The 25,293-nt window shown below is 56.9% G+C and carries 21 protein-coding genes and 1 riboswitch; of the genes, 11 read left to right on the top strand and 10 right to left on the bottom strand.

Annotated features, from left to right (window positions below; translation table 11 throughout):
- Window positions 1–11 precede the first annotated feature (11 nt).
- Window positions 12–2,150: a TonB-dependent siderophore receptor gene (locus UTO39_RS07100; RefSeq protein ID WP_320726814.1), complete on the top strand. Its 2,139-nt coding sequence runs from the start codon at window positions 12–14 to the stop codon at window positions 2,148–2,150.
- Between the two features lie 78 nt (window positions 2,151–2,228).
- On the opposite strand, the gene parE is transcribed toward UTO39_RS07100, so the two are convergent.
- Genes parE through nudF form a run of 5 tightly spaced genes read right to left on the bottom strand, consistent with a single transcriptional unit; the run spans window position 2,229 to window position 6,637 of the window.
- On the bottom strand, window positions 2,229–4,121 hold the full coding sequence (gene parE / locus UTO39_RS07105; RefSeq protein ID WP_028014439.1) for a DNA topoisomerase IV subunit B: 1,893 nt from the start codon (window positions 4,119–4,121) through the stop codon (window positions 2,229–2,231).
- A 28-nt stretch (window positions 4,122–4,149) separates the two neighbouring features.
- Entirely contained in the window at window positions 4,150–4,731 is a 582-nt protein-coding gene (yqiA, locus tag UTO39_RS07110) for an esterase YqiA (protein WP_320726815.1), read from the bottom strand.
- The gene (gene cpdA / locus UTO39_RS07115) at window positions 4,731–5,558 is read right to left on the bottom strand and encodes a 3',5'-cyclic-AMP phosphodiesterase (protein ID WP_320726816.1); all 828 of its coding nucleotides are present in this window, start codon (window positions 5,556–5,558) and stop codon (window positions 4,731–4,733) included. The genes yqiA and cpdA overlap by 1 nt, the downstream gene beginning before the upstream one ends.
- A gap of 27 nt (window positions 5,559–5,585) precedes the next feature.
- A complete protein-coding gene (locus UTO39_RS07120) occupies window positions 5,586–6,008 on the bottom strand; it encodes a DUF1249 family protein (protein ID WP_061097042.1) in 423 nt (140 codons plus the stop codon).
- Window positions 6,005–6,637 carry an ADP-ribose diphosphatase gene (nudF, locus tag UTO39_RS07125; RefSeq protein ID WP_028014443.1) on the bottom strand — a complete coding sequence of 211 codons (633 nt, stop codon included), beginning with the start codon at window positions 6,635–6,637 and terminating at the stop codon, window positions 6,005–6,007. Before nudF ends, UTO39_RS07120 begins: the two co-directional genes overlap by 4 nt.
- Before the next feature lie 204 nt (window positions 6,638–6,841).
- Between nudF and tolC the strand changes: the two genes are divergently transcribed.
- From tolC to UTO39_RS07140, 3 genes are all read left to right on the top strand, one after another.
- Entirely contained in the window at window positions 6,842–8,320 is a 1,479-nt protein-coding gene (gene tolC / locus UTO39_RS07130) for an outer membrane channel protein TolC (protein WP_320726817.1), read from the top strand.
- A 161-nt stretch (window positions 8,321–8,481) separates the two neighbouring features.
- Window positions 8,482–9,147, top strand: a complete 666-nt coding sequence (locus tag UTO39_RS07135) for a DUF1190 family protein (protein ID WP_028014445.1) — start codon at window positions 8,482–8,484, stop codon at window positions 9,145–9,147.
- A gap of 2 nt (window positions 9,148–9,149) precedes the next feature.
- On the top strand, window positions 9,150–10,310 hold the full coding sequence (locus UTO39_RS07140) for a glutathionylspermidine synthase family protein (protein ID WP_061097041.1): 1,161 nt from the start codon (window positions 9,150–9,152) through the stop codon (window positions 10,308–10,310).
- Window positions 10,311–10,391: 81 nt separating this feature from the next.
- On the opposite strand, the gene ygiD is transcribed toward UTO39_RS07140, so the two are convergent.
- Window positions 10,392–11,180: a 4,5-DOPA dioxygenase extradiol gene (ygiD, locus tag UTO39_RS07145; RefSeq protein ID WP_266179032.1), complete on the bottom strand. Its 789-nt coding sequence runs from the start codon at window positions 11,178–11,180 to the stop codon at window positions 10,392–10,394.
- Window positions 11,181–11,310: 130 nt separating this feature from the next.
- Here ygiD and zupT point away from each other — a divergent pair, with 130 nt between their 5' ends.
- The 5 genes from zupT (at window position 11,311) to UTO39_RS07170 (ending at window position 17,306) form a co-directional block, all read left to right on the top strand.
- On the top strand, window positions 11,311–12,084 hold the full coding sequence (gene zupT / locus UTO39_RS07150; RefSeq protein ID WP_061097039.1) for a zinc transporter ZupT: 774 nt from the start codon (window positions 11,311–11,313) through the stop codon (window positions 12,082–12,084).
- A gap of 333 nt (window positions 12,085–12,417) precedes the next feature.
- On the top strand, window positions 12,418–12,978 hold the full coding sequence (locus tag UTO39_RS07155) for a fimbrial protein (protein ID WP_061097038.1): 561 nt from the start codon (window positions 12,418–12,420) through the stop codon (window positions 12,976–12,978).
- Window positions 12,979–13,051: 73 nt separating this feature from the next.
- On the top strand, window positions 13,052–15,490 hold the full coding sequence (locus tag UTO39_RS07160) for a fimbria/pilus outer membrane usher protein (protein ID WP_320726874.1): 2,439 nt from the start codon (window positions 13,052–13,054) through the stop codon (window positions 15,488–15,490).
- A 9-nt stretch (window positions 15,491–15,499) separates the two neighbouring features.
- Window positions 15,500–16,261: a molecular chaperone gene (locus UTO39_RS07165; protein WP_320726875.1), complete on the top strand. Its 762-nt coding sequence runs from the start codon at window positions 15,500–15,502 to the stop codon at window positions 16,259–16,261.
- The gene (locus tag UTO39_RS07170; RefSeq protein ID WP_320726818.1) at window positions 16,245–17,306 is read left to right on the top strand and encodes a type 1 fimbrial protein; all 1,062 of its coding nucleotides are present in this window, start codon (window positions 16,245–16,247) and stop codon (window positions 17,304–17,306) included. Before UTO39_RS07165 ends, UTO39_RS07170 begins: the two co-directional genes overlap by 17 nt.
- Before the next feature lie 44 nt (window positions 17,307–17,350).
- On the opposite strand, the gene ribB is transcribed toward UTO39_RS07170, so the two are convergent.
- The gene (ribB, locus tag UTO39_RS07175) at window positions 17,351–18,004 is read right to left on the bottom strand and encodes a 3,4-dihydroxy-2-butanone-4-phosphate synthase (protein WP_253543305.1); all 654 of its coding nucleotides are present in this window, start codon (window positions 18,002–18,004) and stop codon (window positions 17,351–17,353) included.
- A 105-nt stretch (window positions 18,005–18,109) separates the two neighbouring features.
- A riboswitch (FMN riboswitch) is annotated at window positions 18,110–18,260 on the bottom strand.
- A gap of 121 nt (window positions 18,261–18,381) precedes the next feature.
- Between ribB and ubiK the strand changes: the two genes are divergently transcribed.
- Entirely contained in the window at window positions 18,382–18,678 is a 297-nt protein-coding gene (ubiK, locus tag UTO39_RS07180; protein ID WP_045371366.1) for a ubiquinone biosynthesis accessory factor UbiK, read from the top strand.
- A gap of 77 nt (window positions 18,679–18,755) precedes the next feature.
- Here the strand turns inward: ubiK and hldE are convergent, their stop codons facing one another.
- The 3 genes from hldE to UTO39_RS07195 are packed head-to-tail and all read right to left on the bottom strand — an operon-like array spanning window position 18,756 to window position 24,405.
- Window positions 18,756–20,186, bottom strand: a complete 1,431-nt coding sequence (gene hldE / locus UTO39_RS07185) for a bifunctional D-glycero-beta-D-manno-heptose-7-phosphate kinase/D-glycero-beta-D-manno-heptose 1-phosphate adenylyltransferase HldE (protein ID WP_061097033.1) — start codon at window positions 20,184–20,186, stop codon at window positions 18,756–18,758.
- 40 nt (window positions 20,187–20,226) lie between these two features.
- On the bottom strand, window positions 20,227–23,082 hold the full coding sequence (gene glnE, locus UTO39_RS07190) for a bifunctional [glutamate--ammonia ligase]-adenylyl-L-tyrosine phosphorylase/[glutamate--ammonia-ligase] adenylyltransferase (RefSeq protein ID WP_320726819.1): 2,856 nt from the start codon (window positions 23,080–23,082) through the stop codon (window positions 20,227–20,229).
- A gap of 21 nt (window positions 23,083–23,103) precedes the next feature.
- Window positions 23,104–24,405: an inorganic triphosphatase gene (locus UTO39_RS07195; protein WP_320726820.1), complete on the bottom strand. Its 1,302-nt coding sequence runs from the start codon at window positions 24,403–24,405 to the stop codon at window positions 23,104–23,106.
- A 229-nt stretch (window positions 24,406–24,634) separates the two neighbouring features.
- Here UTO39_RS07195 and UTO39_RS07200 point away from each other — a divergent pair, with 229 nt between their 5' ends.
- Complete coding sequence (locus tag UTO39_RS07200; RefSeq protein WP_028014457.1) at window positions 24,635–25,255, top strand: TIGR04211 family SH3 domain-containing protein; 621 nt, start codon at window positions 24,635–24,637, stop codon at window positions 25,253–25,255.
- Window positions 25,256–25,293 lie beyond the last annotated feature (38 nt).

Here is a 25,293-nt window from a genome sequence, read left to right on the forward strand (position 1 = left end):
TAACAGATGTAATGGCTACGTTCACACCTTCACTCTCTGGGGTAAAAGGGCACGCGCTCTTTTCACTGCTGTTTATGGCACCGCTGGTGCAGGCAGCAGACACCACGGCTAAAGACGGCGAAACGCTTACCGTCACCGCCGATCCAAATGCTGCGGCGGAGGCCACTAACGGCTACCAGCCGCTGAACACCTCTACCGCCACGCTAACCAACATGCCGATGCTGGATATCCCGCAGGTGGTGAATACCGTCAGCGATAAGGTGCTGGAGGATCAGCACGCCACCACGCTGGATGAAGCGCTGTATAACGTCAGCAACGTGGTGCAGACCAACACCCTGGGCGGCACGCAGGATGCCTTCGTGCGCCGCGGATTCGGCGCAAACCGCGACGGCTCAATCATGACCAACGGCCTGCGCACCGTGCTGCCGCGCAGCTTTAACGCCGCAACCGAACGCGTGGAGGTGCTGAAAGGCCCGGCCTCAACGCTGTACGGTATTCTCGATCCGGGCGGCCTGATTAACGTCGTCACGAAGCGCCCGGAGAAGACCTTCGGCGGCTCGATTTCTGCCACCTCTTCCAGCTTTGGCGGCGGCACCGGACAGGTTGATATCACCGGTCCGATTGACGGCACGCGCCTGGCGTATCGCCTCACGGGCGAGTATCAGGACGAGGATTACTGGCGCAACTTCGGCAACGAACGCAGCACGTTTATCGCCCCGTCGCTGACCTGGTTCGGCGACGATGCCACCGTGACCGTGCTCTATTCGCATCGCGACTATAAGACACCGTTCGATCGCGGAACGATCTTCGATCTCAACACCAAAAAAGCCGTCGACGTCGATCGCAAAACCCGCTTTGACGAGCCGTTTAACGTGACCGACGGGCAGTCCGATCTCGCTCAGCTTAACGCGGAGTATCGCCTCAACAGCCAGTGGACCGCGAAGTTCGACTACAGCTACAGCCAGGATAAATACAGCGACAACCAGGCCCGCGTCATGGCCTACGATTCAAAAACCGGCACCCTGACCCGACGGGTGGATGCAACCCAGGGCTCAACCCAGCGCATGCACAGCACCCGTGCGGATCTGCAGGGGAACGTGGATATCGCGGGCTTTTATAATGAGATCCTCACCGGCGTGTCGTATGAAAATTACGATCTGCTGCGCACGGACATGATGCGCTGTAAGAACGTCAAAGGCTTCAATATCTATAATCCGGTTTACGGCAAGCTCGACGAGTGTACAACCGTCTCCGCCGCTGACAGCGACCAGACGCTCAAGCAGGAGAGCTACTCGGCCTACGCTCAGGATGCCCTGTACCTGACGGATAAATGGATCGCCGTCGCCGGGCTGCGCTACCAGTATTACACCCAGTACGCGGGCAAAGGCCGTCAGTTTAGCGTCAATACCGACAGCCGCGACGAGCAGTGGACGCCGAAGCTGGGGCTGGTTTACAAACTGACGCCAGCAGTCTCGCTGTTTGCCAACTATTCGCAGACGTTTATGCCGCAGTCGTCCATTGCAAGCTATATTGGCGATCTGCCGCCGGAAACGTCGAATGCGTATGAAGTGGGCGCAAAGTTCGATCTGTTCGACGGAGTTACCGCCAATATCGCGCTGTTTGATATCCACAAGCGCAACGTGCTGTACACCGAAAGCATCGGGGGCGAAACCATCGCCAAAACGGCGGGCCGCGTGCGCTCTCAGGGCGTGGAGGTGGATCTTGCCGGGTCGCTGACGGAGAACACCAACATTATCGCCAGCTACGGCTATACCGACGCGAAAGTGCTGGAAGACCCGGACTACGCGGGCAAACCGCTGCCGAACGTGCCGCGCCATACCGGCTCCCTGTTCCTGACGTACGATATTCACAATGCGTTTGCCGGGAATACCCTGACGCTCGGCGGCGGCGGGCACGGCGTGAGCCGCCGCTCGGCGACCAACGGCGCGGATTATTATCTGCCGGGCTATTTCGTGGCGGATGCGTTTGCGGCGTATAAGATGAAGCTACAGTATCCGGTGACGCTGCAGGTGAACGTGAAGAACCTGTTTGATAAGACCTACTACACGTCGTCGATTGCGACCAACAACCTGGGCAACCAGATTGGCGACCCGCGCGAGGTGCAGTTTACGGTGAAGATGGAGTTTTGATTTTAGTGCGAGGGTGAAAAGACGGCTCCGTGCAATCCCCTCTCCCCTTTGGGGAGAGGGTTAGGGTGAGGGGGCTCATCAGGCCTCAATATCCGCCATATCGCCTTTCTCCTGTAGCCAGTTGCGTCGGTCTTCCGAACGTTTCTTGGCAAGGAGCATATCCATCACGGCGTTGGTTTGCTGTTCGTCTTCGTCGCTTATCGTCAGCTGCACCAGGCGGCGCGTGTTCGGATCCAGCGTCGTTTCGCGCAGCTGCATCGGGTTCATTTCGCCCAGCCCTTTAAAGCGCTGCACGTTCGGTTTGCCCTTCTTACGCTTGAGCTGCTCCAGCACACCCGCTTTCTCTTCTTCCGTCAGCGCGTAGTAAACCTCTTTGCCGAGGTCGATACGGTAGAGCGGCGGCAGCGCCACGTGGACGTGACCATTTTTCACCAGCGTGCGGAAGTGCTTCACAAACAGCGCGCACAGCAGCGTGGCGATGTGCAGACCATCGGAGTCCGCATCCGCGAGAATACAGATCTTGCCGTAGCGCAGCTGGCTCAGATCTTCGCTGTCAGGATCGATACCGATCGCAACGGAGATATCGTGCACTTCCTGCGAGGCCAGCACTTCGTCTGAAGAGACTTCCCAGGTGTTCAGGATCTTACCCTTGAGCGGCATGATCGCCTGATATTCACGATCGCGCGCCTGCTTGGCCGACCCGCCCGCCGAGTCCCCTTCCACGAGGAACAGCTCGGTGCGGTTGAGATCCTGCGCGGTGCAGTCCGCCAGCTTGCCCGGCAGCGCAGGGCCGCTGGTCAGCTTTTTACGCACCACTTTCTTCGCGGCGCGCAGACGACGCTGGGCGCTGGAGATGGCCATTTCAGCCAGCATCTCAGCCGCCTGAACGTTCTGGTTCAGCCACAGGGTAAATGCATCTTTCACCACGCCGGAGACGAACGCCGCGCACTGGCGCGATGACAGACGCTCTTTGGTCTGACCGGCAAACTGCGGATCCTGCATCTTCACGGAGAGCACGTAGGCGCAGCGGTCCCAGATGTCTTCCGCCGAGAGCTTCACGCCGCGCGGCAGAATGTTGCGGTATTCGCAGAACTCGCGCATCGCGTCCAGCAGGCCCTGACGCAGGCCGTTGACGTGCGTACCGCCGAGCATGGTCGGGATCAGGTTGACGTAGCTTTCGGTGAGCAGCTCGCCGCCTTCCGGCAGCCACAGCAGCGCCCAGTCCACGGCTTCGGTATCGCCGCTAAAGTTACCGACAAACGGTTTTTCCGGCAGCGTCGGCAGGCCGTTTACCGCTTCGCACAGGTAGTCGTTAAGGCCATCGGCGTAGCACCAGGTCTGCTCGGTGTTGTTGACGTGATCTTTAAAGGTGATTTCTACGCCCGGGCAGAGCACTGCTTTGGCTTTCAGCAGGTGCGTCAGGCGAGAAACGGAAAAGCGCGGGCTGTCGAAGAAGCTTTCGTCAGGCCAGAAATGGACGCTGGTGCCGGTGTTGCGTTTAGCACACGTGCCGACAACCTGCAGATCCTGCACCTTCTCGCCGTTTTCAAACGCGATGTTGTAGACCTGGCCGTCGCGACGGACGTTCACTTCCACGCGTTTGGACAGGGCGTTCACCACGGAAATCCCCACGCCGTGCAGACCGCCAGAGAACTGGTAGTTTTTGTTGGAGAACTTACCGCCCGCGTGCAGACGGCAGAGGATCAGCTCAACGGCAGGCACGCCCTCTTCCGGGTGGATGTCCACCGGCATGCCGCGGCCGTCGTCGATAACTTCCAGCGACTGATCGGCGTGCAGGATGACGTCAACGCGTTTGGCATGGCCCGCCAGCGCTTCGTCCACACTGTTATCAATAACTTCCTGGCCCAGATGGTTTGGGCGCGTCGTATCGGTATACATCCCCGGGCGGCGGCGAACCGGCTCAAGCCCGGTGAGTACCTCAATGGCATCAGCGTTATAGGTTTGCGTCATGATTTAAACTAGCAATTCGCATTGATTGTCAGTGGCTGTGCAGTCCAAGAAAATCGACAATCTGGGTGAAATGATCCTCAAAGCCCGTGAAAGCATGGTTTCCGCCCTCTTCTATAGTCTGGCGGCAGGAGGCGTAATACGCCACTGCCTGGCGGTAATCCAGCACTTCATCACCCGTCTGCTGCAGCAGCCAGATGAGATCCGGCGCTTCAAGCGGGTCGACCTGCATAACTTTGAGATCGTAAATATGGCGTGACTCTAGCACATATTGCTGCCCGGTGTAGGGGTTCTCGTTTTCGCCAAGAAAGTCCCTCAGCAGCTCAAATGGCCGTACCGCCGGATTAACCACAACGGCGGGCAGCATAAAGCATTGTGAGAGCCAGGTGGCATAGTACCCGCCCAACGATGAGCCGACCACGCCAAAGGATTCACCGCCGTGTTCAAGCACGATCGATTCGAGCATTTCCGCCGCCTCCGCCGGGTAAGGCGGCAGCTGCGGGATGATCATCTCAACCTGGGGGTGATGCTCGCTCAGCCACTGGCGAAACTGCGTCGCTTTTGCGGAGCGCGGCGAGCTGTTGAATCCGTGCAGATAAAGGAGCGTAGACATCAGTAGCCTTCTGAAGCGGTATCCGGGCGGAACTCTGCGCCTGCCAGACGGCAGACTTCCGTGGTCAGCGTGCCGTCGGCATGCAGTTCCAGCCAGCGCCAGCCTGGCGCGATAGTATCCAGCGTAAAGTTGGCGCAGTGCGGCTTAAACTGCACGCAGGTTGACGGCGTCGCCAGCATGCGGCGTCCGTTCCAGTCGAGATCCTGTTCCTGATGGATGTGTCCGCACAGCAGGTGTTTCACCCGCGGGTATTTGGACAGCACGCTATCCAGCGCCGCGGAGTTACGCAGGCTGTGTTGATCCAGCCAGCTGCAGCCCGCCGGCAGCGGATGATGGTGGAGCAGCAGCAGCGTATAACGCTCAGGTTCGGCAGCCAGTTTGGTCTCCAGCCAGTCGAGTTGAAACTCGCTTAATTCACCGTGCGGGACGCCAAATACCTGGCTGTCCAGCAGCAGGATCTGCCACTGTTCACCCGCAAATACGCACTTCGCCGGAGAGATCCCCGCATCCTGAAGGGAGCTGTACATAGCGGGCTGGAAATCGTGGTTTCCAGGCAGCCAGACGCAAGGCACGCTAAAGCTCGCGATGCCTTCAGCAAAGTGCTGGTAGGCCGCGGAGGACTGGTCCTGCGCCAGATCGCCCGTTGCGACAATCAGGTCGCAGTCGCGATGTTCAGCGTGAATGGCGCTCAGTACCGCCTGATAACTCTCCCAGGTATTAACCCCCAGTAAAGTCTCATGCTTTTCGGCAAAAAGGTGGGTATCGGTGATTTGTAATATCCTGACTGGCGCCCCACCAGCAACAGTCAGGTTCAACAGGCTTTCCAAATGGTGTCCTTAGGTAGGTTTATGACGCTAACAAACCGGAATCGCCATTGCTCCATGTGCTAAACAATATCTTAGCCAGTCGGCTAAAAACTGGTTAATTTGATGCTTTTCGTCGCGTTGATGCAACTTTTTATTCGGATAATCATACCGCGCCTTGAAGCGAAAGATCTGCTGACTTGAACACACTTCAGCGACCATCGCGTCATGATAGAGGCGCACCGTCATTGACGGCAGGCTCCAATAGCTGATGCTGGGCGCCGTTTGCTCAATGTCCACCAGCGTAGTGTAGCGCGTTGATTCTGTTATCGTTAACCGATACTGCGCGTTGCTCACCTGATAGCTTACCGTTTCGCCGGGTGCGTCGTTTCTCGGCAGCAGGCGGCGCAGCTGTGCAAAATTGGTTTCGCACAGGCGCATCATTTCTGGGAAGTCAGGCGTATAGCGCTTCATTTTTTCCACTCGTTTCGTAATGTCTGATAATGCAGCTGCAGCCATTGCAGGGCGATGACAGACGCTGCGTTGTCGATTTTCCCCTCTTCTACCCACTGATAAGCCTGTTCCCGGCTTACCACATGAACCCGAATATCTTCGTTTTCATCAGCCAGACCGTGGATCCCTTCCGCCGTCGTGGCGTCCACTTCGCCCACCATAATGGACAAGCGCTCGCTGGTGCCCCCGGGGCTTGCCAGATAACTCAACACCGGTTTTGTGCGGCCTACCACCAGCCCGGCCTCTTCCAGCGCCTCGCGTCGAGCGACGTCTTCAACCGACTCGCCCTCTTCGATCATCCCGGCCACCATCTCCAGCAGCCACGGGCTTTCACTGGTGTCATACGCGGCAATGCGGATCTGCTCCACCAGTACGACTTCGTCACGCACTGGGTCAAAGGGTAGCAAGACAGCCGCATGCCCGCGCTCAAAAATTTCACGTCTGATTTCGCCGCTCATTTCACCGTTGAACAGGCGATGCCTGAAACGGTAAAGATCCATCGAAAAAAAACCGCTATAAAGCGTTTCTCGTGCAATAATTTCTACATCGTTTTTGGCGAATGTCACGGGCAACTTTTCTGGTTTTTGCATGAGTCGAGTCCTGGTAGCAATGGTGATGAAATTGTGAATTTCAAGGCTGTTTGGCTGCCGTTTGTAAGGCTATATGGTAGATTGGTGCAAATTACCGCCAGATGGCACGTAACGCCAACCTTTTGGTGTGGATGATTCTGTTAGAATCGGCAATTATTTTTTAATTAGATCAGCGCTAATACTGCTTCACAACAAGGAATGCAAATGAAGAAATTGCTCCCCATCCTTATCGGCCTGAGCCTGACGGGCTTCAGTGCAATGAGCCAGGCGGAAAACCTGTTACAGGTCTACCAGCAGGCACGTCTGGGCAACCCTGATTTACGTAAATCAGCGGCCGATCGTGATGCTGCGTTTGAAAAGATTAACGAAGCGCGTAGCCCACTGCTGCCGCAGTTAGGTTTAGGTGCAGATTATACCTACAGCAACGGTTTCCGCGACGCTAACGGCGTTAACTCCAATGCTACCAGCGCCTCACTGCAATTAACACAGACGCTGTTTGATATGTCCAAATGGCGCGCCCTGACCCTGCAGGAAAAAAGCGCGGGCATCCAGGATGTGACCTATCAGACCGACCAGCAAACGCTGATCCTGAACACTGCCACCGCGTACTTCAACGTGCTGAGCGCCATTGACGCGCTCTCCTACACCGAAGCGCAGAAACAGGCGATCTACCGCCAGTTAGATCAAACCACCCAGCGCTTCAACGTGGGTCTGGTGGCGATCACCGACGTGCAGAACGCCCGTTCACAGTACGACACCGTGCTGGCTAACGAAGTGACCGCGCGTAACAACCTCGACAACGCGCTGGAATCCCTGCGTCAGGTCACCGGTAACTACTACCCTGAGCTGGCCTCCCTGAACGTGGACAGCTTCAAAACGGATAAGCCGCAGGCCGTTAACGCCCTGCTGAAAGAGGCGGAAAACCGCAACCTGACGTTGCTGCAGGCGCGTCTGAGCCAGGATCTGGCACGCGAGCAAATTCGTCAGGCGCAGGATGGCCACCTGCCAACCCTGAGCCTGAGCGCGTCGACCGGCGTCTCTGATACTACCTATAGCGGCTCTAAGACCAATACTTCCCAGTATGACGACAGCAATATGGGTCAGAACAAAGTGGGCCTGAGCTTCTCTCTGCCGCTGTACCAGGGCGGTATGGTTAACTCCCAGGTGAAACAGGCGCAGTACAACTTTGTTGGCGCGAGCGAGCAGCTGGAAAGCGCGCACCGCAACGTGGTGCAGACCGTTCGTTCTTCCTTCAACAACGTGAATGCCTCCATCAGCAGCATCAACGCCTATAAACAGGCCGTAGTGTCTGCCCAGAGCTCACTGGACGCGATGGAAGCCGGTTACTCCGTGGGTACCCGCACCATCGTCGACGTGCTGGACGCGACCACCACGCTGTACAACGCGAAGCAGCAGCTCTCCAGCGCTCGTTACCAGTACCTGATTAACCAGCTGAACATCAAGCAGGCGCTGGGTACGCTGAACGAGCAGGATCTGCAGATGCTGAACAGCGCGCTGGGCAAACCGGTCTCCACCTCGCCGGACAGCGTTGCGCCGGAGAACCCGGAGCAGGTTGCCGCCGTTGATAACTTCAACGCTAACGGCAGCGCCCCTGCTGCACAGCCAGCGGCCGCGCGTAGCACGGCACCTGCAAGCAGCGGTTCTAACCCGTTCCGTAACTAAGATTGTTATCACGCCCTCTTCCACCGGGAGAGGGCGCATCTGAATCCCCCCCGAACGTAAGCCAACGTAAAGATCCCCCTGATTCCGCCCCTCTTCGCTTCATTTTCAACCACTCATCCACTATCCTGAGCGTTATTACCACTGGGTCCTGGAAGACAAACATGAAACGGACAAAAACGATTAATCACGCGTCGTTCCGCAAAAGCTGGAACGCACGTCACCTCACCCCTGTTGCGCTGGCCGTTACCGCGGTCTTTATGCTGGCAGGCTGTGAGAAAAACGACGAAACGGTTTCGCTGTATCAAAACGCGGACGACTGCTCCGCCGCAACCGGCCAGGCAGCAGAGTGTAAAACTGCCTACACCAACGCGCTGAAAGAAGCAGAACGCACCGCGCCGAAATACGCCTCACGCGAAGACTGCGTGGCGGAATTTGGTGAAGGTCAGTGTCAGCAGACGCCAGCTCAGGCAGGTACTGCGCCGGAAAATCAGGCGCAGGCGCAGTCCAGCGGCAGCTTCTGGATGCCATTAATGGCAGGCTACATGATGGGTCGCCTGATGGGTGGCGGTGCAGGCTATCAGCAGCAACCGCTGTTTAGCTCGAAAAACCCGGCCAGCCCGGCTTATGGTCAATATACTGATGCCAGCGGCAAAGGCTACGGCGCAGCGACCCCGGGCCGCACCGTGACCGTCCCGAAAACCGCGATGGCGCCGAAGCCTGCGACCACCAGCACCATCACCCGCGGTGGGTTCGGTGAGTCTGTGGCGAAACAGACCAGCATGCAGCGTAGTGCGACAGGCACTTCTACTCGCTCAATGGGCGGCTGATCATGGAACGAGTCGGTATTACCGAGCGCCCGGACTGGCGCGAAAAAGCCACTGAATACGGTTTTAACTTTCACACCATGTACGGCGAGCCGTACTGGTGTGAAGATGCTTACTACAAACTGACGCTCGACCAGGTGGAAAAACTGGAAGAGGTGACGGCCGAGCTGCACCAGATGTGCCTGAAGGTTGTGGAAAAGGTCATCGACAGCGACGAGCTGATGACTAAATTCCGTATTCCGAAGCACACCTGGAGTTTCGTCCGTCAGTCATGGAAGACGAATCAGCCATCGCTTTACTCTCGCCTCGATCTGGCGTGGGACGGCGTGGGTGAGCCGAAGCTTTTAGAAAACAACGCGGATACGCCGACCTCTCTTTACGAAGCGGCATTCTTCCAGTGGATTTGGCTGGAAGATCAGATGAACGCCGGAAACCTGCCGGAAGGCAGCGACCAGTTCAACAGCCTGCAGGAAAAGCTGATTGAGCGTTTCGCCGAACTGCGGGAGCAGTTTGGCTTCAATCTGCTGCATCTTGCCTGCTGCCGCGACACGGAGGAAGACCGTGGTACGGTTCAGTATCTGCAGGACTGTGCGGCCGAAGCAGACGTGGCGACCGAGTTCCTCTATATCGAAGATATTGGCCTGGGGGAAAAAGGTCAGTTTACGGATATGCAGGATCAGGTGATCAGCAACCTGTTCAAGCTCTATCCGTGGGAATACATGCTGCGTGAAATGTTCTCCACCAAGCTGGAAGACGCGGGCGTGCGCTGGCTGGAACCGGCGTGGAAGAGCATTATCTCCAACAAAGCCCTGCTGCCGATGCTGTGGGAGATGTTCCCAAACCACCCGAACCTGCTGCCAGCGTATTTTGCCGAAGATGATTTCCCGCCGATGGAGAAATACGTCGTTAAGCCAATTTTTTCCCGCGAAGGTGCGAACGTCTCAATCATTGAAAACGGTAAAACGCTGGAGGCCGTTGAAGGGCCGTACGGCGAAGAAGGGATGATCGTCCAGGAGTTTTATCAACTGCCGAAGTTTGGCGACAGCTATACGCTGATTGGCAGCTGGCTCATCAACGATCGGCCAGCCGGGATTGGCATTCGCGAAGATCGCGCGCTGATCACGCAGGATCTGTCACGGTTCTATCCGCATATTTTTGTTGAATAAGACTGCGGCCTGATGCCCTCTTCCCGTGGGAGAGGGTGCAAACACTAAAAACGGCAAACTGACGTTGCCGTTTTGCTTTTATTACCCTACCTGCACCGACAGCATACTCAGACTCCCCATCTCAATACCGTCGACCGGGATCGTAACCGGCTCCTGACCGTCCCATGCGCCTAATACATACAGCAGCGGCAGGAAGTGCTCCGGCGTCGGGTTAGAGAGCGAACCGCCTTCGTGATCCAGATAGTTCACCAGCGGATGCTGCTCAACCGGGCCTTGCCAGGTCAGGTTCGCTTTGACGTAGTCGTTAAAAGCGGTGGCCCACGGGTATGGCGTGTTCTCGCCGTGCCAGCGCGCCGTACGCAGGTTGTGCACCACGTTGCCGCTTGCCACCAGCATGATGCCCTCATCGCGCAGGGTCGCCAGTTTGCGGCCCATCTCCAGATGCCAGGCAGCCGGTTTAGTGCTGTCGATGCTCAACTGCACCATCGGAATATCCGCATCTGGGTACATCTTGATCAGCACGCCCCACGAGCCGTGGTCAAAGCCCCAGGCTTCTTTATCCAAAGCGACCGGGACTGGTGCCAGCAAATCCACCAGCTTTTGCGCCAGCTCAGGCGAGCCGGGAGCCGGATAATGCGTATCATACAGCGCCTGCGGGAAGCCGCCGAAATCATGAATGGTCTTAGGCGCTTCCATGGCCGTCACGCCGGTGCCACGGGTAAACCAGTGCGCGGACACCACCACAATCGCTTTCGGACGCGGCAACGTCTCACCCAGATGACGCCAGGCGCGGGTATAGACGTTGTCTTCCAGAACGTTCATTGGGCTGCCGTGGCCTAAAAACAGTGCTGGCATACGAGAAGAAGACATGGTGGTATCCTTAAAGAAGGTGTCAATTTGATGGTTCTACATTACGCGCATTCAGATGAAGATGAACGCAGATAACCGTGAAGATCATCATCAGGAAATTTGAACGTACGATATCGCTTAAGGAGAGTGCATGTCAGTACCCTTAATTTTGACCGTGCTTGCGGGCGCCGCGACCTTTATCGGCGCGTTCCTCGGCGTGCTCGGGCAAAAACCGTCTAATCGCCTGCTGGCCTTCTCGCTGGGCTTCGCCGCCGGGATCATGCTGCTTATCTCGCTGATGGAGATGCTGCCCGCAGCGCTTCACACCGAGGGAATGTCGCCGGTTCTGGGCTACGGCATGTTCATCGTCGGGCTGCTGGGCTATTTTGCGCTCGACCGTATGCTGCCCCACGCCCACCCTCAGGATTTGATGCAAAAAAGCGTTACTCCGATCCCGGGCAACATCAAGCGCACGGCGATCCTGCTAACGCTGGGTATCAGCCTGCACAACTTCCCTGAAGGTGTCGCCACGTACGTCACGGCCAGCAGCAACCTGGAGATGGGGTTTGGTGTCGCGCTGGCGGTAGCCTTACACAATATTCCTGAAGGACTTGCGGTGGCCGGGCCGGTTTATGCCGCAACGGGTTCAAAACGTACTGCCGTCTTCTGGGCGGGGATTTCCGGGATGGCCGAAATTCTCGGCGGCGTGCTGGCGTGGCTGATCCTTGGAAGCCTCGTGTCCCCTGTCGTGATGGCGGCGATTATGGCTGCCGTGGCCGGGATTATGGTGGCGCTCTCCGTCGATGAGCTGATGCCGCTGGCAAAAGAGATCGATCCCAATAACAATCCCAGCTATGGCGTACTGTGCGGCATGTCGGTGATGGGGTTAAGTCTGGTACTTTTGCAATCAGCGGGTATTGGTTAAAATTTATCTGCCTCCGTTTACTACGGAGGCAGGATAACTCAATAATATGCTGAAATTAATAATCCACCCTAATACCAACACATAATTTACCCTTCATTGCAATATTTTTATTGACCATTATTCTATAATATAAACTGATGGATTCATCGCAGGCTTACGCCTGAATTATGAGAACCAACGGGCCCTTACAATCAACAAGCGCTATATATTAAAACGATCTTAAAATAGCTTTAAGTTACAGTAATCGCATTACGCCTCTCTCCTCCCGTATACTCAATTCGCATCCTGAAATTAATATTCAGAGTATGAATTCATTTGAAAAAGGATATTTTCATGTATATGGGTAAAAAAGTACTGTTAGCGGTTGCGATGGCTGCCATTGTATCGGGTTCTGCCTTTGCGGAAGAACAAGGTTCTGGCAAAATTACATTTAAAGGCGTGGTTATTGATGCACCATGCAGCATCGCACCGGATAGCGTTGACAAAGAAATTGACCTGGGTGAAGTGACCACTGCCGTTATCAATGCCAATAAAAAGTCTACTCCTGTTCCGGTTGATATCAACCTGGAAAACTGCCAGCTTGACGATCCTGCTGATGAGACCGACACGCCAATTACCAAAGTTGATGTCACTTTCACCAGCGCAGCAACAGACGCGACTGACACCAGCCTCATGACCAACACCTATGCCAGCGGCGCACAGAACGTGGGCGTTCGTTTGCTGGATAACGCCGAATCCAACATTACGCTGGGCGCGGCTAATGAAGTTGACCTTCTGGCTGGCTCCACCACCCAGACGCTGCACTTTAAAGCGTTAATGGAAGTCCCTGCCGGTAAAACCGCGACTGCTGGCCAGGTTGAAGCCACAGCCAACTATGTTCTGATGTACAAATAAGATTACGCTGCAACATAAACCGACTGGCTAAATAAGCCAGTCGGTTAGCAATATTATTTTGAGTAACAGGATGATGACATATAAATTACAATCAATAATCATCATAGCGTCCCTGTTAATGACGAAATTCACTTTTGCCACTGAGTTTAATATCAATGCTATTGATAAAGACCAGCGAGGCAGCGTCGATCTTTCTCTTTTTAAAGATGAGATAGCCGTCATCCCTGGCAGCTACTTTGTTACTGTTTCCATTAATGACGTCCCACTTGCTAACGGCTGGCAGCTTAACTGGAAAGAGATCAATCATTCAGTTCAGGTGTGTATTCCGCCTGAACTGGCTGATTCCTTTGCGCTCAAAGATGATATTCGTAACGCCTTATCCGAAAAAGACGGATGCCTTGATTTCGCCTCCAGACCCGATATTACCTTTAAGTTCGAGCAAGCAACCCAAACGCTGAAGGTTACCGTTCCGCAGGCATGGCTACAGTACCGCGCAGCAGACTGGATGCCGCCCTCCACATGGGATAACGGCGTCCCTGGCGTAATGCTGGATTACAACCTGTTCGCCAGCCATTATCAGCCCAATAATGGCTCATCCTCGGATAACGCCAACACCTACGGGACCGCCGGCGCCAATTTGGGTGCGTGGCGGCTGCGCAGCGATTATCAGTACACGCAAACGCATAACGACGCCGGTTCTGAGCATGACGGGCGCTTTTCACGCGTTTACATGTTCCGCCCCTTGCCTTCACTCGGGGCGAAATTGACCCTTGGCGAAACGGATTTTCAGTCCGCCATTTTTGATGCGTTTACCTATACCGGCGCCTCCCTGATCAGCGATGAACGCATGCTGCCATGGTCTCTGCGGGGCTACGCGCCACAAATTACCGGGATAGCGCAAACCAACGCTACAGTTACGGTCAGCCTGGCCGATCGCGTGATCTATCAAAGTAAAGTTCCGCCGGGACCGTTTGTAATTCAGGATCTTAACCAGTCGGTACAGGGCACGCTGGACGTCAAAGTGACGGAAGAAGACGGGCGCGTCAGCACCTTCCAGGTCTCTGCAGAATCGGTGCCGTTTTTAACGCGCAAAGGTCAGGTTCGCTATAAGCTGGCGACCGGAAAAGCGCGGAAAGATGCCTCTCATGACGTTGAGGATAACGCCTTTATGAGCGGTGAATTCTCCTGGGGCATGCTGTCACAAACCTCCCTTTATGGCGGCACGCTCGCCGATGGCGATCGTTACCGCTCCGTCGCCGCCGGGATCGGGCAAAACATGGAGTACCTGGGTGCCCTCTCATTTGACGTGACCCAGGCAACCAGCCAGCTGCCTCACCAGGCCAGCCAAACAGGTTACAGCTACCGCTTTAACTACAGTAAGCGTTTCGATACCACCGGCAGCCAGCTTACGCTTGCCAGCTATCGCTACTCCGACCCGCAGTTCCTGAGCTACGCCCGTTTTCTGGATGATGACAACGGTGACCGCCAGTCTGAGAAGCAGACGCTCAGCGTGACGGCCAGCCAGTACATTTCGGCGCTATCGCTCAACCTCTATGTCAACATGCTGCGCCAGACCTGGTGGGACGATTCGCCCTCCACGACGGGCAGCGTGACCGCGGGCTATAACTTTGACATCGGTCGCTGGAAAAACCTGGGCGTCACCGTGTCGTGGAGTAAAACGCACTATGAGGACGAAGACGACGATACGCAGTTCTACCTCTCACTGAGCGTCCCACTCGATCCCGATCATCGTCTGAATTACGACCTGCGCAACGGCGACAGCCTGAGCCAGAATGTATCGTGGTATGACACATCCGATCGCAATAATACCTGGGGCGTTTCAGCAGGCACCGAGAGCGAGAAGTCAGATGCCGGCGCGCAGGTAAGCGGCAATTATCAGCATTATTCCCCTTATGGCGATCTGAATCTTTCCGGGAGTTATAAGGCTAATGAATACAACTCCCTGAGCGCCAGCTGGAATGGATCCTTTACCTCAACGGCCAAAGGCGCTGCGCTGCATCGTCGCAGCTACGGTAACGAGCCGCGCGTGATGGTCAGTACCGACGGCGTAGGCAACATCCCGCTGAACATGTCGCGGGATGAAACCAACCGATTTGGCATCGGCGTTTTACCGTCGATTTCCAGCTATTCGCCCTCCAGCGTGCAGGTCAATATGAACAATCTGCCCGATGGCGTAGACGTGGACACCCGCGTCGTGACCTCAACCTGGACAGAGGGGGCTATCGGGTTCCGTCAGATTGCCACCCGCGCGGGCAACGATATCACAGGCATCTTACGCACCCCGTCCGGCACGCCACCGCTGGGCGCAGTTGTTCGTCTGCTGGAAAACGATCGACAGATTGGAATGGTCGCCGATGATGGCCACGTCTGGCTGGGCGCCGTAGAGCCAGAACAGCAGTTCCGCGTAACGTGGGGGGACAATCAGCAGTGTCGCTTCGCGTTACCTTCACACCTTGAAAACAGTATGCAGTTGATACTGCCATGTCAGTAAGAAACCATGATGAAACTTACCCCACTTAAAAGCCTGTGCCTGATGCTCCTTAGCACCGCCTTTGCCAGCCACGCAGCCGTTAACCTGGACCGCACGCGCATAGTTTTTCCGGAAAGCGACAAGGCCAGCAGCCTGAAGATTGAAAACCAGAGCAAAGCGCTGCCCTATCTGGCGCTCTCCTGGATTGAAGATGAGGAAGGCCGTAAGGAAGATACGCACTTTATGGCGCTGCCTCCGATTCAACGCATCGAAGCGGGTTCCGCGTCCCAGGTCAGGATCGTTAAGCAAGCGGCCACCGGCCAGTTGCCGAAAGACAGGGAATCCCTGTTCTATTTCAACCTGCGCGAAGTGCCGCCAAAAAGTGCCAGCGCCAGCGAAGAGCGCAGCGTCATGCAGGTGGCGATGCAGAGCAGGATCAAACTGTTCTGGCGTCCTAAAGCGATTACCAAAAAGCCCGGCGAGCAGGCGGAAATGCGGATGGAAATGTCAGCCACCGCGAAAGGGCTGACTATACATAACCCGACGCCGTACTACATCACCCTGGCATGGCTCAGTAAGAATGCCAAAACCATGCTGCCGGGCTTCGACAGCCTGATGCTTGCCCCCTTCGCGACGGCGACGACCTCCACTGGCGGCTACCACGGGAATTATTACAGCATCGGCTATATCGACGACTACGGTGCCCTGAAAAAAGTCGACGTGCAGTGCGCAGGAACGGCGCAGTGCACGCTCAGCGAACGGAAGATCGAAAAAGATGCGAAAGCTCGCTAACGTCCTGTTTATTTTGCTGGTTTCTACGTTGCCGTTAAAAGAGGCGCTGGCCCTCGACTGCTATCTGGGCGGTTCCGGTGGCCCCGTTGAGGAGACCAAAACGATCTCGCCGTTTGCTATCCCCAGCAATGCGCAGGTGGGAGAAAAAATCTGGGAGTCGGATGACATTAAAATCCCGGTAACGTGCGACCACAACGTTGTCGGCGGTTTTGAACAGGAAGATGTTTTCGCCTGGGTGAATCCTTACCCTGCCGCATCGGATCCCTATTATGAGCTTGGCGTGACCTATGAGGGAATGGATTACGATGCAACAGGCCAGCCTAACGGCGTCGATACCCGACAGTGTCTGGACAACCAAAACATCACAATTTATACCCCGGCGCAGATCCGGCAAATGGGCTGGGAAAACCTTATCTGCTCCGGTAACCCGGACGATATCCATACCTCGCGCACTTTTGTTGCGCGTCTGCGCTTATACGTAAAAATCAAAGCGATGCCGCCCCACGGCTACGTCAGCTCGCTGACCGATTACATCGTCGTTCAGTTTGACGGAAAAGGCGGCGTGAACCAGATGTCGGACGCGAAAAACCTGAAGTACCACATCAACGGTCTGCAAAACATCACCGTGCTGGACTGTGGGGCGACTTTCAGTATTTTCCCGGAGAATCAGGAGATCGACTTTGGCACCTTCAGCGCCCGCGATATTGTGAATCAGCAGACGCGTAAACGAACGTTTTCGGTGAAAACGACAAAGGTGCAGGATGTCCAATGTTCAGATGGGTTCAAAATGGATTCGTCGTTCTATACTACGGAATCGCTCACCGCTGAGGACACGGCATTACTCATTGGAAATGGCCTGAAGTTGCGGATACTCAATGGCGCTCAGCCTTATACCTTCAACCACTATGAAGAATATGCCGATTTTACGGGCAGCACGCTGCAATATCAGCAGGATTACACCGCAGAGCTATCACCCGTAGAAGGAAAAGCGATCCAGTCCGGCCCGTTTGAAACCGTGGTGCTGTTTAAAATTAACTACCACTAGAGACAAAAAAGCCGGGTTTCCCCGGCTTTTTCACATCAGCAATGTCAGCTGGCTTTGCGCTCGTGCGCCTGGCGATACTCCACCAGATCTTCAATCGTCACCACCGGCATGTTGTGCAGACGGGCAAAGGTGATGCACTCCGGCGCGCGCGCCATGGTGCCGTCATCGTTGGTGAGTTCGCACAGCACGCCAGCCGGTTTGAAGCCAGCCAGCGTCACCAGGTCGATGGTCGCTTCGGTGTGGCCACCACGGGTCAGCACGCCGCCCGGCTGCGCGCGCAGCGGGAAAACGTGGCCTGGACGGTGGAGATCGGATGGTTTTGCGTTATCGGCAATCGCTGCACGTACGGTAGTCAGACGGTCAGCCGCCGACACGCCGGTAGTCACGCCGTGCGCCGCTTCAATGGTCACGGTAAAACCGGTTCCGAAGGCGCTGGTGTTGTTTTCAACCATCATCGGCAGATCGAGCTGCTGGCGGCGGTCTTCGTTAATACACAGGCATACGATGCCGCTGCCGTGACGAATAGTCAGCGCCATCTGCTCAACGGTCATATTTTCGGCGGCAAAAATCATGTCGCCTTCGTTTTCACGATTTTCATCGTCAAGCACCATCACACCGCGGCCTTCGCGCAGTGCATCCAGTGCATGTTCAACACGTTGAATTGAAGTGCCAAAAGAGGAAAGTAGCGTCTGATTCATGGTAAAAAAACCTCATTAACTTTATGGTTACCAGAATCAGGGCAGTCTTAGGAGCGCCGTACAAGCGGCAAAAAAATAACGTGAGCGGGCCATGCCCGACTGGATCGTTACTCTCTCCCATCCGGACTTTAACCGTCGGCCCCGGAATTACACCGGATCTGCTGACCTTTGAGAATTCACCCAAAGCGCTCGCGGGCTTTCAGCGTTAAGCTGATTTACCGCCGGTGGGGAATTTCGCCCCGCCCTGAGAATAAGCGAGATAACTATAACGCTATTGATTAACCTGGGCAATGCATAAGCTTCAAACAAATCTGCTTTATCCTGGGTCATGACGCGCTACAATGTTCATCAACACCGAATTATCAAGGGAAGCCATTATGATTGACCCGAAAAAAATTGAGCAGATCGCGCGTCAGGTTCATGAGTCCATGCCGAAAGGCATTCGTGAATTTGGTGATGACGTTGAGAAGAAAATCCGCCAGACGCTGCAGGCGCAGCTGGTTCGCCTTGATTTAGTCAGCCGCGAAGAGTTTGACGTGCAGACTCAGGTTCTGCTGCGCACCCGCGAGAAGCTGGCGCTGCTGGAACAGCGTCTGAGCGAGCTGGAAAACCGTAATGCGCCGGAAGAAGTGAAGCCGGCACCGGCTATTCCACCGGTGGACGACCAGGCATAACTGCGGCCTGATGCCCTCACCCCAGCCCTCTCCCACAGGGAGAGGGAGAAAAACGAACGGGCCAACTGGCCCGTTTTTTACTGACTGTCTTTCTGGATCTTCTTGATGATGTTGGTGGTTGAGCACCCGTCCTCAAAATTGAGCACCATCACCTCACCGCCGTTGGCCCAGACCTCTTCGCTGCCCGCGATCTGCTCCGGCTTGTAATCCCCGCCCTTCACCAGCAGGTCTGGCAGAATGCCGGCAATCAGGCGCTGCGGGGTATCTTCTTCAAACGACACCACCCAGTCCACCGCTTCCAGCGCGCCAAGCACAATCATACGTTGCTCGAGCGGGTTCACCGGACGCGTTTCGCCCTTCAGGCGTTTGGTCGACGCATCGCTGTTCACTGCCACAATGAGGCGATCGCCCAGCTTGCGCGCGTTCGCCAGATACGACACGTGGCCCGCGTGCAGGATGTCGAACACGCCGTTGGTCATCACCACTTTTTCACCACGCTTGCGCGCGGCGGCGACGGCCACCTTCAGCTCGTCTTCGGTCATCACCCCAAAACCGGTGTCGGCGCGGCCGCGCACCGCGTTTTCCAGCTCGATTGGCGAAACGGTTGAAGTGCCCAGTTTACCCACCACCACGCCCGCCGCGGCGTTAGCGAAGTAGCACGCCTCTTCCAGGGAATTACCCGCTGCCAGCGTCGCCGCCAGCACGCCGATCACCGTATCGCCGGCACCGGTCACGTCGTACACTTCCTGCGCCTGGGTTGGCATATGCAGCGGCGCTTTGCCCGGCTGCAGCAGCGTCATCCCCTGCTCGGAGCGGGTCACCAGCAGCGCGGACAGCTCGAAATCAGCGATGATTTTCATACCGCGCTCAACCAGTTCATCTTCGGTTTTGCACTTGCCCGCCACCGCTTCAAACTCGGAGAGGTTTGGCGTCAGCAGCGTCGCGCCGCGATAGCGCTCAAAATCGGTGCCTTTTGGGTCGATCAGCACCGGTACGCTGGCTTTGCGCGCCAGCTGAATCATCGTTTGCACGCTCGCCAGCGCGCCTTTGGCGTAGTCAGACAGCACCAGCGCGCCGATATTACCCAGCGCCTGATTGATGCGCTCGTGCAGCGGCTCAGGATCAACGCCTTCAAAGCCTTCTTCAAAATCGAGGCGGATCAGCTGCTGGTTGCGCGACAGCACGCGCAGTTTCGTAATCGTTGGGTGGGTCGGAACAGAAACGAAGTCGCACTTCACGTTCACGTCCGCCAGCGACTTGCTCAGCGCGCGCGCCGCATCGTCGATACCGGTCAGGCCCACCAGACGCGAGTGCGCGCCCAGAGAGGCAATGTTCATCGCCACGTTTGCCGCGCCGCCGGGACGCTCTTCAATGGTGTCGACCTTGACCACCGGTACCGGCGCTTCCGGAGAGATGCGGCTGGTAGGCCCATACCAGTAGCGATCCAGCATCACATCCCCGACAACCATTACTCCAGCACGTTCAAACTCTGGCAGTGTTACTTTCATTCCTGACTCCAGAAAGATTCACAATTTGCGCGCGATAATATCACACTTGTTTTGTTACGCACGGTTCCACCAGCCACTTCTGCCAGCTTGTGGTGACCTGCGCGCGTTCTTCAGCGAAACACGCCAGCGCCACATGGCCCGGCTGCTCCTGCAACGCCAGGTGATGAAGCTCATCGCGCAGCGTGGTGTAGGCGCGGGTTAAGGCCTGCGCCTCCTGCTCGTCCATAATGTCGTTTTGCGCCAGCAGCTCCAGAATGCGCACGTTATCGGACCAGCGGGTCAGCTTCGGTTTGTCGTGGGCGTGCAGCAGCACCAGGTACTGAGTGATAAATTCAATATCGGTAATTCCGCCCTCATCGGCTTTGATATCAAAGCGATCGCGGTGTTTATTCCCGAGATGGGCGCGCATTTTCTCGCGCATCTCCCGCACCTCGGTTTGCAGCGTGCTGCCTTCGCGCGGGGTGGTCATGACGGCCTTGCGAATGGCATCGAACCGGGCGTGAAGCTGCGGATCGCCATACACCACGCGAGCGCGCACCAGCGCCTGATGCTCCCACGTCCAGGCTTCATTCTTCTGGTAATCGGCAAACGCGTCCGTCGAGGTGACCAGCATGCCCGCCGCGCCGGACGGGCGCAGGCGCGCGTCCACTTCGTACAGAATGCCTGACGAGGTGCGGGTGCTGAACAGGTGCATGATGCGCTGGGCCAGGCGCAGATAGAACTGACGCCCGTCAATCTCGCGCTCGCCGTCGGTCATCACGTCCGCCGGGCAGTCGTGCAGGAAAATTAAATCCAGATCGGAGCTGTAGCCCAGCTCCCAGCCGCCCAGCTTGCCGTAACCGACCACGGCAAACCCTCGCCCCTCGCGGTCAGCCAGGTGCTTCGGCTGGCCGTAGCGGGCCACCATCTGCACCCACGCCTGATGGACAACCGCATCGATAATCGCTTCCGCCAGCCAGGTTAAGTGATCGCTCACTTTCATCACCGGCAGCGTACCGGCGATATCCGCTGCCGCCACGCGCAGCATCTGAGCCTGCTTAAACTGACGCAGCGCCTCCAGCTGCTGCTCTTCGTCCTCTTCCGGCACGCGCAGGAGGTACTGGCGCAGCTCGTCGCGATAGGCGTCCGTCGCCGTCGGCTGATAGAGCGTGTTCGGGTCGAGCAGTTCGTCCAGCAGCAGCGGGTAGCGCGCCAGCTTGTTGGCCACCATCGGCGACGCGGCGCAGAGGGAAATCAGGTGCTTAAGCGCCCCCGGAAACTCGCTCAGCAGCTCAAGATAGGTAGTACGGGTGATGATCCCGCTCAGCAGCGGCATCATGCGCGAAAGCGGCACCGGCGCATCCTCGCGCGAGCAGACCTCGCTCAGCAGGTGCGGCATCAGGTGATCCAGCACCTGACGACCGCGCGGCCCAATGGCGCGCTTGTTCAGTTCGAGACGGAAATCGGCAATCAAGGCTACCACGCGGTGGCGGGCGTCGTCGCTTAGGTGCGCCAGCACCGGCGTGGTGTCATCTTCCTGAAGCGCGTCCTGCCACAGCTCGCGCCAGTGCTCCGAGATCGCATCGTCCGGCGATTCGCTTTCATCGTCGCCGATCAGATCGTTAAAGATGCGGCGAACGCCTGCCATATGGGCATCCAGCCGTTCAGTCAACGTTGACCAGCCGTCCACGCGCATGCCCCAGGCCAGGCGCGCCCGGTTAAGGTCATCGCCCGGCAGGGTCTGGGTCTGTTCGTCGTTGATGCTTTGCAGCAGGTTTTCCAGGCGGCGCAGGAACAGATAGGCCTCGCGCAGGGTTTGCGCGTCGCCGTCCGGCAGCAGATGCAGCTGCTCAATGGCGCTCAGCGTCGGCAGCAGCGAGCGGGACTGTAGCGACGGCTCGCGCCCGCCGCGGATCAGCTGGAAGACCTGAACGATAAATTCGATTTCGCGGATGCCGCCCGCGCCAAGCTTGATGTTGTCCTTCAGGCCGCGACGGCGCACCTCGCGGGCGATCATCCCTTTCATATTGCGCAGGGACTGGATCACGCTGAAGTCAATGTAGCGGCGGAACACAAACGGGCGCAGCATGGCGCGCAGCTCGTTGGCGTAAGCGTCGTCGCTGTCGCCCATGATCCGCGCTTTGACCATCGCGTAGCGTTCCCAGTCGCGCCCCTGCTCCTGGTAATAATCTTCCAGCGCGGCGAAGCTCAGCACCAGCGGGCCGCTGTCGCCAAACGGGCGCAGGCGCATGTCCACGCGGTAAACAAAGCCGTCCTGCGTCGGCTGGTCCAGCGCCTTAATCAGACGCTGCCCGAGCCGGGTAAAGAACTGGGCGTTATCCAGCTCGCGACGACCGCCTCGCGTAGAGCCATTCTCCGGCCAGGCAAAGATCAGGTCGATATCCGAGGAGAAGTTCAGCTCGCAGCCGCCCAGCTTGCCCATCCCCAGAATCAACAGCGGCTGCGGAACCCCTTCTTCGCTGCACGGCGTGCCCCACTCTTTACAGCAGGCGGCGTAGAGCCAGTCCCGCGCGGCGACAATCAGCGTCTGCGCCAGCTCGCTCAGCTGCTGCAAGGTGCTCTCTTCACTCACCAGCTCCAGCGCCTGCGCCCAGGCAATACGCACCATCACCCGGCGGCGGAACTGACGCAGAACGCGCATCAGCGTGGCTTCATCCGCCACCTCTGCCAGCGCGGTTTGCAGCCAGCCGGCATAGTGCCGCCACTCGTCAGCCTGCGGCGGCGCGCTTTCCAGCTCGGCCAGCCAGTCCGGATTGGCGCTGACGCTCTCCTGCACAAAATCACTGAACGTAAGCACGCTTTTCGCCTGCTCGCTTAACGATGATGCGGGTAACGACTCGGGTAGACGTTCGCAAACGGTCTGCCAGTGCTGCTGTAACTGCGAAGAAAGCGGCATATCAGGGGTTCCTTGCCAGAATTAACGTTTTCCGCTGTGCAGCCAGTACGGATCCTGCGAAATGGCTTCGTTGCGGAAATGCTCGATCTCAATCTGCTGACGGGTCTCAATGGCATGCTTAAGTCCCTGCCAGTTCTCCAGCCAGGCCTGCGCCTTCACGCCCTCGTACGCACCGGACAGGAGCAACATGCTGTCGATGTTACGCGCCAGGCGGGGAAGCTGGTCGCCATACTGATCGCCCAGCGGATGCGCGAAGGTGGTTCTCAGCTCGGCGGCGTGGCGGGAAAGATGGATATCCGCGAAGCGTTTAAAGTTGTCCGCGATTTTGGTCTGCGCTTTTGCATCGAGGAAGGCGCGCCAGCCGCGCGTCACCAGAAACTCGGTCAGGGCCAGTTTTGCCGCGGCATTTTGCGGGCTGTAAAGGGCGGTTTGCGCCGACACGTCGGAAAGCAGCAGCGTCTCGGTCTGGGTCAGCAGATCGCGTAAGTGAGCGCTAGCTTTACGTGGAACGATACCGCCAAACAGCGTCAGGGTATGACGCACCAGACCAATAGCGGCCAGCACCTGTTTCCTGGCATTTTTCACGTTACGCGCCCACAGCTCCTCGTGGTACTGCCACTGAGAGAGCGCAAGTTCCAGCGCCGCTTCCATGCCCTGCTCAATGCTGGATTTCGGGACGACGCGAAGAATCGGGGTCTCTCTCAGCACGCGTGGCGCATTTCCGGCAGCCAGGTGGTAGCCGCGCGCCGCTTTGCTCAGGCTGCCCTGGCGTAAACCCGGCTGGCTTACCAGCTTGCGCGCCAGCTTCAGCACGTCGCTCGCATCCCCTTCCAGCAGTTCCAGCTCCAGCTCGCAGATCGGTTCCTGGAACTTACCCGCCTTCACCTCGCCTAAATCCAGCGCAATTTCAATGCGGCTCTTGCCTTCCATCACCAGCCATTTCTCGCGAGCGAAATCGGTGCTGAACAGCGGCTGCACCTGCCCTGCCAGCGTGGCGGGCAGTTCGCCTTCCGGCCAGACTTCCGCCGGGAAACGTTCCAGCTCAAGTTCTGGCTTACTGATGTCGATATTGTATTCCGGGCGCTGATGCAAACCGCCGACCACGCGGCCGGCGATTTTCATCGTCATCTCGTAGCGTCCGTTCGCGCCGCGGATGCGCAGCCCCATATCGTGGTTGCGCAGCCAGTTGTCCGGCGTTTCGTAGTAGATGTTGAGCAACTGTACGGGTTCATGGTGCTCGCCGGAGAGGGTATTCAGATGCTGACGGAGCGCGTCAACGCTGTCTTTTTCGACGATAAATTTTAATTCGATTTCCTGAGCCATAGCCTTGTACTTTTGCGGGCGTCACAGACGCGTCAATGAGGGCGAACTTCCTCGCCATTTGTTTGTCAGTACATAGTATTTTGCGCCAAATTGCCATGCAATGAGCAATTTGTCGGGCGTAAATGTGTAGAGTCGTGACACAGATGATTCTGATTGCTGATGAATGCTTTGCGTAGAGACACTGTTGCCACTACTATCGTTCCACTTTTTATGAAAATAACGACTAATGATGCTTAAATTACGCCTGATTGGACTTACTTTACTCGCTTTTAGCGCCGCAACCGCAGTGCACGCTGAAGAGAAGCGTTACGTTTCTGACGAACTGAATACCTGGGTACGCAGTGGCCCCGGAGATAATTATCGCCTCGTGGGCACGGTGAATGCCGGCGAGGAAGTCACCCTGTTACAGACCAACGCGGAGACCAATTACGGTCAGGTTCGCGACAGTTCCGGCCGTACCTCCTGGATCCCAATGAAAGAGCTGAGCACCGTGCCAAGCCTGCGCACCCGCGTGCCGGATCTGGAAAACCAGGTGAAGACCCTGACAGACAAGCTGAACAACATCGACGGGACCTGGAACCAGCGCACCGCCGAAATGCAGCAGAAAGTGGCGCAAAGCGACGGCGTGATCAACGGTCTGAAAGAAGAGAATCAAAAGCTCAAAAACGAGCTGATCGTCGCGCAGAAAAAAGTGAACGCCGCGAACCTGCAGCTTGATGACAAACAACGCACCATTATCATGCAGTGGTTTATGTATGGCGGCGGCGTGCTGGGCGTTGGTCTGGTGCTGGGCCTGGTCCTGCCGCATCTGATCCCAAGCCGTAAGCGTAAAGATCGCTGGATGAACTAATTCGTCTTCTCTGCCAGACTTACGTATCATTCTGGAAA

It is taken from the genome of Enterobacter sp. 118C5 (assembly GCF_034107645.1).
GTDB lineage: Bacteria > Pseudomonadota > Gammaproteobacteria > Enterobacterales > Enterobacteriaceae > Enterobacter > Enterobacter nematophilus.

What these genes read in the sequence shown, in the direction of transcription:
- UTO39_RS07195 (WP_320726820.1), bottom strand. Translation starts at nt 24,405, where the DNA reads ATGGCTCAGGAAATCGAATTAAAATTTATCGTCGAAAAAGACAGCGTT.
- glnE (WP_320726819.1), bottom strand. Translation starts at nt 23,082, where the DNA reads ATGCCGCTTTCTTCGCAGTTACAGCAGCACTGGCAGACCGTTTGCGAA.
- UTO39_RS07160 (WP_320726874.1), top strand. Translation starts at nt 13,052, where the DNA reads ATGACATATAAATTACAATCAATAATCATCATAGCGTCCCTGTTAATG.
- zupT (WP_061097039.1), top strand. Translation starts at nt 11,311, where the DNA reads ATGTCAGTACCCTTAATTTTGACCGTGCTTGCGGGCGCCGCGACCTTT.
- ribB (WP_253543305.1), bottom strand. Translation starts at nt 18,004, where the DNA reads ATGAATCAGACGCTACTTTCCTCTTTTGGCACTTCAATTCAACGTGTT.
- yqiA (WP_320726815.1), bottom strand. Translation starts at nt 4,731, where the DNA reads ATGTCTACGCTCCTTTATCTGCACGGATTCAACAGCTCGCCGCGCTCC.
- tolC (WP_320726817.1), top strand. Translation starts at nt 6,842, where the DNA reads ATGAAGAAATTGCTCCCCATCCTTATCGGCCTGAGCCTGACGGGCTTC.
- UTO39_RS07140 (WP_061097041.1), top strand. Translation starts at nt 9,150, where the DNA reads ATGGAACGAGTCGGTATTACCGAGCGCCCGGACTGGCGCGAAAAAGCC.
- UTO39_RS07120 (WP_061097042.1), bottom strand. Translation starts at nt 6,008, where the DNA reads ATGAAGCGCTATACGCCTGACTTCCCAGAAATGATGCGCCTGTGCGAA.
- ubiK (WP_045371366.1), top strand. Translation starts at nt 18,382, where the DNA reads ATGATTGACCCGAAAAAAATTGAGCAGATCGCGCGTCAGGTTCATGAG.
- UTO39_RS07135 (WP_028014445.1), top strand. Translation starts at nt 8,482, where the DNA reads ATGAAACGGACAAAAACGATTAATCACGCGTCGTTCCGCAAAAGCTGG.
- hldE (WP_061097033.1), bottom strand. Translation starts at nt 20,186, where the DNA reads ATGAAAGTAACACTGCCAGAGTTTGAACGTGCTGGAGTAATGGTTGTC.
- parE (WP_028014439.1), bottom strand. Translation starts at nt 4,121, where the DNA reads ATGACGCAAACCTATAACGCTGATGCCATTGAGGTACTCACCGGGCTT.
- UTO39_RS07100 (WP_320726814.1), top strand. Translation starts at nt 12, where the DNA reads ATGGCTACGTTCACACCTTCACTCTCTGGGGTAAAAGGGCACGCGCTC.
- ygiD (WP_266179032.1), bottom strand. Translation starts at nt 11,180, where the DNA reads ATGTCTTCTTCTCGTATGCCAGCACTGTTTTTAGGCCACGGCAGCCCA.
- UTO39_RS07155 (WP_061097038.1), top strand. Translation starts at nt 12,418, where the DNA reads ATGTATATGGGTAAAAAAGTACTGTTAGCGGTTGCGATGGCTGCCATT.
- UTO39_RS07165 (WP_320726875.1), top strand. Translation starts at nt 15,500, where the DNA reads ATGAAACTTACCCCACTTAAAAGCCTGTGCCTGATGCTCCTTAGCACC.
- UTO39_RS07200 (WP_028014457.1), top strand. Translation starts at nt 24,635, where the DNA reads ATGCTTAAATTACGCCTGATTGGACTTACTTTACTCGCTTTTAGCGCC.
- UTO39_RS07170 (WP_320726818.1), top strand. Translation starts at nt 16,245, where the DNA reads ATGCGAAAGCTCGCTAACGTCCTGTTTATTTTGCTGGTTTCTACGTTG.
- nudF (WP_028014443.1), bottom strand. Translation starts at nt 6,637, where the DNA reads ATGCAAAAACCAGAAAAGTTGCCCGTGACATTCGCCAAAAACGATGTA.